Here is an 8,869-nt window from a genome sequence, read left to right as displayed (position 1 = left end):
GGCGCCCGCGTCCGGCGCCGCCTCCGGCTCCGCGCCGAGCTCCGGCGCGCGCCGCGGCGGCTCCGGCGGCGCCTCGCCGGGGGGCGGGGTGGGGTCGCGATCCGCGGACGTCGAGGCCCCGTCGAGCGGCGGCGCGACCGCGCTGCGGGCGGCGCAGCCGGCGCCGAGGACGGACGCGAGGGTGAGCGCGAGCAGCTTGGCGGCGCGGCGGGCGGTGCGCCCTGGGGTCCCGCTCATCGGTGCGCGATCTCCTGGAGCATGGTCGCGTCCACCATACCCGAGAGCTCGCCCTTGGGCGCGAAGCCCAGCGCCTGCGCGTCGCGCGCCATGCGCTCGAGCTGCGCCTTCAGCGGGTCCACGGTCGGCGCCACGCGCGAGAAGGCGTCGCGCAGCACGGCCTCCCGGAGCGGCTTGCCGGTGCGCGCCCCGTAGGCCGCGTTCGCGAGCCGGGCGAAGCCGGCTCGATCCTGCTCCCAGCGCCGGGTGAGCTCGAGGTGCGCGCGCACGAGCGCGAGCACCTCGGGGCGGCGCCGCTCGAGCGCGCGCGCGGACACGACGAGCACGGTGGTGGGGAAGCGCCCTTCTGGCCAGAGGGTGCGCTCGTCCACGAGGATCCGTCCGCCCGCCTCGGCCACGAGCCGCGACGCCCAGGGCTCCGGCACCCACGCGCCGGCGAGGTCGCCGCGCGCGAAGAGCGCGAGGATGTCGGGGTTCGCGAGCGGCGTCACCTCCACCGTCCCCTGGCCGCGCGCGTCGTGGAGCCCCACCTTGCGGAGCCACATGCGGAGCGCGACGTCCTGCGTGTTGCCGAGCTGCGGCGACGCCACGCGCTTCCCGGCGAGATCCGCGGGGACGCGCGCGTCCTTCACCACCAGCGCCGCGCCGCCCGAGGTGGCGCCCGCGAGGACGCGCAGCGCCTGCCCCTGCGTGCGCAGGAACGCGATCGCGGCCGGGCCGGGGCCCACGTAGCTCGCGTCGAGGTCGCCCGCGAGCAGCGCCTCCATCGCCGCCGGCCCCGCGTTGAACATGCGCGTCTCGAGCCGCGCCGGGAGCGCCCGCGCGAAGGTGCCGTCGTCGACGCCCACGAGCGCCTGGGCGTGCGTGACGTTCGGGAAGTAGCCGAGGCGGAACGGCGCGTCGGGCCCCCGCCCGCGGGAGCAGCCGCCGGCGAGCACGAGCGCGGCCGCCGCCACGACGGCGACGGGCGACGCGCGACGCGTGGCGAGACCGAGAAGACGCGGCGTCACGCGGGCTCCTCGAGGAGCCCCCAGCGGCGCCGCACGCGCAGCTCGAGGATGCGGAAGAGGACGCGATCGACCGCGACGCCGATGGCGACGATGGCGGCCATGACGCCCATGACCTGCGCCGCGTCGAGCAGCTCGCGGCCGTTCTGCAAAAGCTGCCCGAGGCCGCCCGCGACGAAGAGGAGCTCGCCCGCCATGAGCGCGCGCCACGCGAAGCTCCAGCCGAGCTTCAGCCCGGTGAGGATCCCGGGGAGCGCGGCGGGCAGGAGCACCCCGGCGTGGAAGCGCGCGCCGCGGATCCCGAGCGTGCCGGCGGCGCGGAGGATGAGCGGGTCCACGCCCGCGATCGCGTCCTCCGTCGCGATCGCGATCGCGAGCACGGAGCCCATGACGACCACGAACAGGATGGCGGTCTCCGAGAGGCCGAACCAGAGGATCGCGAGCGGCAGCCAGCAGATCGACGGGAGCGCCTGCAGGCCCAGCACGACGGGGCGGAGCGCGCCGCGCAGGAGCGCGCTCCGCGCGAGCAGGACGCCGAGCGGGACCCCCGCCACCGCCGAGAACGCGTACCCCTGCGCGAGGCGGCCGAGCGAGCGCGCCGCGGCCGCCCCGAGCCGGCCGTCCGCGGCCATGTGGACGACGCTCGCGGCGACCGCGAGCGGGCCGGGGAAGAGCCAGTGAGGCCAGGGGCCGATCCTAGAGAGGAGCTCCCAGATGAGGAGCGGGACCGAGAGGAGTAGCCCCGTCCGCAGCGATCCGTGCATCCCGTCCCTCCGCCGCGCCCGCCGCCTCGGCGCGCCTCAGCTCGTCCCGGATGCGCCGCGACATCTCCACGAGCGCATCGTCGTCCGGATCGCGCGGTCGCTCGAGCCGGACGTCCAGGTCCTGCAGCACGCGGCCGGGCCGCGCCGCCATCACGATGACGCGGTCGCCGAGCACGAGCGCCTCGCGCACGTCGTGCGTCACGAACACCACCGTCTTGCGGTCCCGCAGCCAGACCTGCTGGAGGAGCTGGTGCATGTGGCTGCGGGTCTGCGCGTCGAGCGCGGCGAACGGCTCGTCCATCAGCAGCACGGCCGGGTCGAGCGCGAGGGCGCGCGCGAGCTGGACGCGCATGCGCATGCCGCCCGAGAGCTGGTGCGGGAGCGTCTCCTCGAACCCGTCGAGGTGGACGCGCGCGACGTACTCGCGGGCGCGCGCGTCGGCGTCGGCGCGGGAGAGGCCGCGCGCGCGGAGCGCGAAGACGAGGTTCTGGCGGACGGTGAGCCAGGGGAAGAGCGCGGGCTCCTGGAAGACGAGCAGGCGGTCCGGCCCGGGGCCCTTCACGCGCAGGCCGTCGATGGTGATGCGCCCGCCGCTCGGCTCGAGGTGGCCGGCGAGCGCGTAGAGGAGGGTGGTCTTCCCGCAGCCGGACGGCCCGACGAGGCACACGAACTCGCCGGCGTGTACCTCGATGTTCACGTCCCGGAGCGCGACCACCTGGTTCCCGAAGCGGTGCCCCACGCGGGAGACGTCGATCTTGGGCGGGCCGGCGCGCTTCACCCGGGGCGTGAGCAGCCCGATCCCGGCGCGGCGCCGGGCCCGGCGCACGGCGCGCGTCAAAAGGGCGAAGCGCCCGCCGACCTGCCTCCACATGCGGCACCAATGTGCGTCCCGCGGGCTGCGAATGCCTGCACCCTCGTCTGGACGCCCCGGCCGAGCGCACGGCGGCTCGATCCCCCGCCCCGTGAAGGCGGTCGCCGGCGCTCCGCCGACCGACCGCGACCGCTCCTCGGGTCGTCAGGGGGAGAGACGCAGGAGCCGGCAGGCGAGCCCGCCGTTGCGAACGGGCAGCGCGGACGCGGGCGCGAGCGGCAGGAGCCGCTCGTACCCGCGGTCGGGCCCGAGGACCGCGACCTCCCAGCCGCGGAGCCGGGGGAAGAGCGCGCCCAGCGCGCGCCAGGCGAGGGCAGCGTCCTCGTCGAGCCGCACGCCGTACGGCGGGTTCACCGCGCACAGCCCCGGCCCGGGGGGCGGCTCGACGCGGGCGGCGTCCGCGCGCTCGAAGCGGATCGCGTCGGCGACGCCCGCCGCGGCGGCGTTCTTCTGGGCGAGCCGGAGCGCGCCGGCGTTCCGGTCGGAGGCGTGGATGGCGACCGCGATCGGCCGGGCCTGCGCCGCGAGGCGCGCGCGGAGGCGCTCGGTGCGGGCGGCGTCGTGGCCGGGCAGGCGCTCGAAGGCGAAGGAGCGGCCGAGTCCCGGCGCGCGCCGGCCGGCGGCGAGCGCCGCCTCGATGGCGATCGTCCCCGAGCCGCACATCGGATCGAGGAAAGGGCGGTCGCCCTTCCACCCGCACGCGAGGAGGATGCCCGCGGCGAGCGACTCGCGCAGCGGGGCGGCGCCGATCCGGGCGCGCCAGCCGCGGCGGAAGAGCGGCGCCCCGGCCGCGTCGACCGAGAGGGTCGCGCGCCCGCGCCCGGTGCGGACCTCGAGCGCCGCACCGCCCGCGCGGCGCGCCGCGGCGCGCTTCGCGGCGGGGAGCTCCGCCGGGTCGCCCTCCCACAGCCGCAGGAGCACCGCGTCCGCGGCGCGGGAGGCGAGGCAGGCGAGCGCGGCGGCGTCCTCGCCCTCGGCCTCGGCGCCGCCCGGGAGGGCGCGCGCGGCGAGCCCCAGCGCCGCGAGCTCGGCCGCGAGGACGGGCTCGAGGCCGGGCGCGCAGGCGCAGAAGATCCGCTCGGAACGGCTCATGCGCCGCATCCTGACGGCACCCCGGCGCCGCTCGCAAGGACCACGCGCGCCCCGGCGCGCGAGCCGCTCGCCCACGGGGCCGGCGGACCGTCGCGCTTGCGCCGCGGCGGCCCCCCCGGGTAAAGGTCGCCGCCTCGGGAGGCTCCTTGCGGCTCGGCGGCTTCGTCATCCACGGCGACAACGCGGACACCCTCGCGCGCTGCCTCGACTCGGTCGCGGCGGTCGCGGACGAGCTCGTCGCGGTGGACTCCTGCTCGTCGGACGGGTCCGCCGAGCTCGTCCGCGCGCGCGGCATCCGCCACGTGGTCCACCGGTGGGAGGGCTACGGCGCCGCGCGCCAGGTGGCCACGGAGGCCTTGCCCGCCTGCGACTACGTGTTCTTCCTCGACTCGGACGAGTGGCTGGAGCCCGAGGCGATCGCCGCGCTCCGCGCCTGGAAGGCGTCCGCGCCGTCCGCGCCGCACTACTCGCTCGTCCGGCGCGACTGGGCGGAGCTGCCGGGTCACCGCTTCCTCTTCCGCACCGAGCGGCACGTCCGGCTCGTGCGGCGCGACCACGCGCGCTGGGAGCCGAGCATGATCGTCCACGAGGCGCTCCCGCCCGCGGCCACGGTGCGGCTCGAGGCGCACGTCGAGCACCGCTTCGCGACGAGCGTCGAGGCGATGCGCTCGAAGGTCGATCGCTACGCGCTCCTGTGGGCCATCCGCTTCCACGCGGAGGGACGCCGCACGAAGCCGCCTGCGCTCCAGAAGGCGGTCCACGCCGCGAAGGAGACGCTCGTCCACGGCGCGCTGTTCCGCGGGGGCCGCGACGGCGTCCGCCTCGCCGAGGCGGTCGCGCACTACCACGCGCGCAAGTACGCGCTCCTCGACGACGTGCGGCGCGGCGCGCACCCCGAGCTCGTCCGCGCCTTCGCGGAGCGGCGGTTCGCGGACGTGTACCGGCTGCTGCCGTAGCACGTCCGGCGCGCCGTTCAGCGTCGTCCGGCTTCCTCCCCGGGCCCTGCGCCTGCGCCCGGACCCCGCGCCGCCTGCGCGAGGAGCACGCCTCCGGCGAGGAGCGCGGCGGGGACGAGCAACATGGCCCACCAGAGCGAGGTGCGGTGCGAGACCGCGCCGACGACGAGCGCCGCCGGCGCGTCACCGAGGAGCGCGACGAGGAGGAGCGCGCCCGTCGCGGCGCCGCGGCGGTCGGCGGGCAGCGTCCGCGCGAGCGCCTCGCGCAGCGCGGCGAGCGCGACGAGCACGAGCGCGATGGCCGTCACCAGGGCGGCGAGGTACGCCACCGGGCGCCGGGCGAGGAGGGCGCCGAGGGCGAGCGGCGCGGCCGCCAGGGCCGCCCCGGGGCAGAGCCAGCGGGAAGCGCCGGCCCGCCGGAGCGCCTCCGCGAGGACGCCGCGTCCCCAGGCGGCCGCGGCCCCGGCCATGAGCACGGCCGCGCCGGTCTCGAGCGGCGAGATCGCGCGCGGCACCCCGCGAGCGCGCTCCAGGAACGCGGGCGCCCAGGTGGCGAGCGCGCCGGCCGCGAAGGCGACGAGCGCGCCGCCGGCGAGCGAGCGCCGGAACGCGGGATGGCGGGGGAGCGCGGAAGGGGCGGCGGCGACCGCCCCCCGGCTCAGCGTGACGGTGGCGAGGAGCGAGGTCGCCGCGGAGGCGACGAGGGCCGCGCGCCAGCCGAGCCGCCAGCCGAGCGCGCCAGCGCCCGCATAACCGAGCGCCGCGAGCGCGACCGCAGTGGTGACGAGGGCGCCGCCGCCGGGCAAGGTCTCCTCGCCTTCGCGCGGCGACTGACGCGCAGGGGCCGCGGCCGCCGAGGCGGCGCCCGCCGCCGCGCGCGAGAGGAGGAGCGTCCCCGCGCCCCGCGACGCCCAGGCGAGCGCCCCCGCCGCGCTCCACAGGGCGGCCGAGAGCACCCCGCGGATCCTTCGGGCGGGCGCGCGCGCGGGGCGCAGCGCGAGGACGCCCAGCGCGAGCGCGGGGACGCTCGCGGCGAGCCCGAGCTGCAGATCGGTGAGCCACAGGTCGGCGCGCATCCGCTCCAGCACCGCGCCGAAGGCGGCGCGATCGAGGAGCGGCAGCGCGTGCACGAGCGCCAGGAGCGCAGCGGCGCGGGCGGCCGGGCGGGCGGGCAAGCGGGACTCGGCGCGGGGCGCCCTCACGCGGCGGGAGCCTAAACCGCGAGGGCGAGCGGGTCGAGAACGCGAACGCTGGCGGACGCTCGCCGCGCGCGGAGGGAGGCCGCTCCGGCGAGGGTTCGGCCGGCTCGCAAATACCCGGCGTTTCCGCTAAAACGCCCCGCGACCATGATCTCAGTGCAGAACGTCACCAAGGCCTTCGGCCCGAAGCGGCTTTTCGAGGACGTGAACGTCGCGTTCTCGCCCGGGAACCGGTACGGCCTCACCGGCCCGAACGGCGCGGGCAAGACCACCTTCATGAAGATCCTCGCCGGGGACGAGGACTCCGACACCGGCTCCGTTCTCCGGCCGAAGAAGCTCGGCATCCTCCGCCAGGACCACTTCCGCTTCGAGGACAACCGCGTCCTCGACGTCGTCCTCATGGGCAACGGCGGGCTCTGGGCAGCGATCCAGGAGAAGGAGGCGCTCCTCGCCAAGGAGGAGATCTCCAATGAGGACGGCACCCGGCTCGGCGAGCTCGAGGGGACCATCGCCGAGGAGGACGGCTACTCGGCGGAGGCCGACGCGGCGGAGCTGCTCCAGGGCCTCGGTATCGAGGAGCCCTGGCACGATCAGCCCATGCGGGCGCTCACCGGCGGCTACAAGCTGCGCGTCCTGCTCGCGCAGGCGCTCTTCGGCAAGCCCCAGGGGCTGCTCCTCGACGAGCCCACGAACCACCTCGACATCGAGTCCATCCGCTGGCTGGAGAAGTTCCTCCACGCCTACGAGGGCGTGCTCATCACCATCTCGCACGACCGCCACTTCCTGAACGCGATCTGCACGCACATCGCGGACATCGACTACGAGACGATCATCACCTACCCGGGCGGCTACGACGACATGGTCCGCCAGAAGGGCCAGGTGCGCTCGCGCGTCGAGTCGGAGAACGCGGAGAAGAAGAAGAAGATCGAGCAGCTCCGCGAGTTCGTGGCCCGCTTCCACGCCGGCACGCGCGCCTCCCAGGTCCAGAGCCGCATCCGCTCGATGCAGAAGCTCAAGCTCGAGGACATGAAGCGCTCGAACATCCAGGCGCCGTTCATCAAGTTCGAGCAGAAGGCGCCCTCGGGGAAGCAGACGCTCACCGTCGAGGGCATCGACAAGCGCTACGGCGGCAACGAGGTGATCCAGCCGTTCAGCGCGCTCGTCACCCGCGGCGAGAAGATCTGCGTCATCGGCAAGAACGGCGTCGGCAAGACCACGCTCGTGAAGATGATCGCGGGCGAGCTGCAGCCGGACCACGGTCACGTGAAGTGGGGCCACCAGGCGCAGGTCGGCTACCTGCCGCAGGATCAGCAGGGGGCGATCCGGCCAGGGACCACCGCGTTCGGCTGGCTGCGCGAGCTCGAGGACAAGCTCTCGAACGAGGAGATCTCCGGGCTGCTCGGCCGGATGCTGTTCTCGGGCGAGGAGCGGATGAAGCCCACCGCGACGCTCTCCGGCGGCGAGACGGTCCGGCTCCTGCTCGCGAAGCTCATGCTCTTCAAGGACAACGTCCTCGTCCTCGACGAGCCGACGAACCACCTCGACCTGCAGTCGATCGCGGCGCTCTCGGAGGGGCTGCAGCGCTACGAGGGCACCCTCGTCGTCGTCACGCACGACCAGGAGCTCATCCGCGAGGTGGGCACTCGCATCTGGGCGCTGCACCAGGGGGAGCCGGTGCTCGACTTCCCGGGCACCTTCGACGAGTTCGTCGAGAAGCACCCGGATCTCGCCAGCGCGCACGGCTGATCCTCCGTCCCGCCGGACGGCCGAGCGCGAGCGCGCCGGGGCGCGCGCGCCGCTCGCCGCGCAGGCCCTCGCCTCGGGTTCCCTCCGGGTGGGGCAGCAGGCGAGGTCTCCCGTGGCGCGCTGCCGCCGAGCGGCGCATCATCGGCCGGGCCGCTACTGGGGCGGCCGGGAGGGATGTCCATGCGTCAGCTCGTCGTCGCAGCGCTCTCGCTCGCGGTCGCCCTCGGCGCGCGCGGCGCGGAGTTCGAGGGCAGGGCCGAGTACCGGATGACGGGGGGCGAAGGGCCCGCGCGCGAGGGCCACGCCGTCGTGTACCTGTCGCCGAGGGGCTCGCGCAGCGAGCTCGACGTCGCCCCGCCGCCCGAGCTCGTGCAGCAGGGGCTGAAGGACCGGCTGCGGATGATCTCGATCGTGAAGGCGAGCGAGCCCGGGCGCGTGTACTTCCTGCACGAGGAGCGCAAGAGCTACAGCGTCGTCGACTCGAAGCGGGAGGGCGAGCCGCAGGAGCGCTGGACGGTGAAGCGCGCCGGGAGCGATCGCGTCGCGGGGCTCCGCTGCGATCGGGCCAAGGTCGAGAGCTCGGGCGGCGCGAGCTTCGACGTCTGCGTGACGCGCGAGCTCGGGACCGTCGCGGGCTGGGCGGCGGCGAGCGGCGACGCGGACTCGGCGCTGCCGCGCGCCCTGAAGGAAGCCGGGCTCGACGGCCTGCCGGCGCGCTGGGTCCTCCTCGACGCGAAGACGGGCGAGCCGCGCATGAAGATGGAGCTCGTGAGCGCGAAGAAGCAGAAGGTGCCGGCCTCGATGCTCGAGGTGCCGGCCGGCTACGCCCGCACGGAGTCGCCGGTCGCCTCGCCGGAGATGCAGCAGAAGATGGAGGAGGCGATGAAGCAGCGCGAGGAGGCGCAGAAGAACCTCCCGCCGGAGCAGCGCAAGAAGCTGGAGGAGCTGATGAAGCCGCCCGCGGGCGAGGCGCCGCCGGCCGGCAAGTGACCCCGAC

General features: G+C 75.9%; 8 protein-coding genes and 1 pseudogene. 3 read left to right on the top strand and 6 right to left on the bottom strand.

Annotated elements, in window-relative coordinates; genetic code table 11:
* From MNY60_RS16690 to MNY60_RS16670, 5 genes and pseudogenes are all read right to left on the bottom strand, one after another.
* A pseudogene (locus MNY60_RS16690) lies at window positions 1–237 on the bottom strand (hypothetical protein); the annotation flags it as partial.
* Entirely contained in the window at window positions 234–1,247 is a 1,014-nt protein-coding gene (locus MNY60_RS16685; protein WP_242361162.1) for an ABC transporter substrate-binding protein, read from the bottom strand. The pseudogene MNY60_RS16690 and the gene MNY60_RS16685, both read right to left, overlap by 4 nt.
* The gene (locus tag MNY60_RS16680; RefSeq protein ID WP_242361160.1) at window positions 1,244–2,008 is read right to left on the bottom strand and encodes an ABC transporter permease; all 765 of its coding nucleotides are present in this window, start codon (window positions 2,006–2,008) and stop codon (window positions 1,244–1,246) included. Before MNY60_RS16680 ends, MNY60_RS16685 begins: the two co-directional genes overlap by 4 nt.
* Window positions 1,941–2,879 carry an ABC transporter ATP-binding protein gene (locus MNY60_RS16675; protein ID WP_242341528.1) on the bottom strand — a complete coding sequence of 313 codons (939 nt, stop codon included), beginning with the start codon at window positions 2,877–2,879 and terminating at the stop codon, window positions 1,941–1,943. Before MNY60_RS16675 ends, MNY60_RS16680 begins: the two co-directional genes overlap by 68 nt.
* Window positions 2,880–3,023: 144 nt before the next feature.
* Window positions 3,024–3,971: a class I SAM-dependent RNA methyltransferase gene (locus MNY60_RS16670; protein WP_242361159.1), complete on the bottom strand. Its 948-nt coding sequence runs from the start codon at window positions 3,969–3,971 to the stop codon at window positions 3,024–3,026.
* 146 nt (window positions 3,972–4,117) lie between these two features.
* On the opposite strand from MNY60_RS16670, the gene MNY60_RS16665 reads away from it, so the two are divergent.
* Window positions 4,118–4,927, top strand: coding sequence for a glycosyltransferase family 2 protein (locus MNY60_RS16665; RefSeq protein WP_242341597.1), 810 nt, complete (start codon window positions 4,118–4,120; stop codon window positions 4,925–4,927).
* A gap of 17 nt (window positions 4,928–4,944) precedes the next feature.
* On the opposite strand, the gene MNY60_RS16660 is transcribed toward MNY60_RS16665, so the two are convergent.
* Complete coding sequence (locus tag MNY60_RS16660; protein ID WP_242361158.1) at window positions 4,945–6,129, bottom strand: MFS transporter; 1,185 nt, start codon at window positions 6,127–6,129, stop codon at window positions 4,945–4,947.
* A gap of 144 nt (window positions 6,130–6,273) precedes the next feature.
* Here MNY60_RS16660 and MNY60_RS16655 point away from each other — a divergent pair, with 144 nt between their 5' ends.
* Together MNY60_RS16655 and MNY60_RS16650 are read left to right on the top strand one after the other, a co-directional pair.
* On the top strand, window positions 6,274–7,872 hold the full coding sequence (locus tag MNY60_RS16655) for an ABC-F family ATP-binding cassette domain-containing protein (RefSeq protein ID WP_242339937.1): 1,599 nt from the start codon (window positions 6,274–6,276) through the stop codon (window positions 7,870–7,872).
* Between the two features lie 180 nt (window positions 7,873–8,052).
* Window positions 8,053–8,862, top strand: a complete 810-nt coding sequence (locus MNY60_RS16650; protein WP_242339936.1) for a DUF4412 domain-containing protein — start codon at window positions 8,053–8,055, stop codon at window positions 8,860–8,862.
* Window positions 8,863–8,869 lie beyond the last annotated feature (7 nt).

It is taken from the genome of Anaeromyxobacter sp. SG17 (assembly GCF_022690695.1).
Classification (GTDB): Bacteria; Myxococcota; Myxococcia; order Myxococcales; family Anaeromyxobacteraceae; genus Anaeromyxobacter; species Anaeromyxobacter soli.
The sequence above is the reverse complement of the archived record's forward strand: the minus strand, read 5'-3'. Positions and strand labels throughout refer to the sequence as shown.

Excerpts from the sequence above, each read along its gene's own strand:
- MNY60_RS16675 (WP_242341528.1), bottom strand. The coding sequence starts at position 2,879 with ATGTGGAGGCAGGTCGGCGGGCGCTTCGCCCTTTTGACGCGCGCCGTG.
- MNY60_RS16670 (WP_242361159.1), bottom strand. The coding sequence starts at position 3,971 with ATGAGCCGTTCCGAGCGGATCTTCTGCGCCTGCGCGCCCGGCCTCGAG.
- MNY60_RS16680 (WP_242361160.1), bottom strand. The coding sequence starts at position 2,008 with ATGCACGGATCGCTGCGGACGGGGCTACTCCTCTCGGTCCCGCTCCTC.
- MNY60_RS16650 (WP_242339936.1), top strand. The coding sequence starts at position 8,053 with ATGCGTCAGCTCGTCGTCGCAGCGCTCTCGCTCGCGGTCGCCCTCGGC.
- MNY60_RS16655 (WP_242339937.1), top strand. The coding sequence starts at position 6,274 with ATGATCTCAGTGCAGAACGTCACCAAGGCCTTCGGCCCGAAGCGGCTT.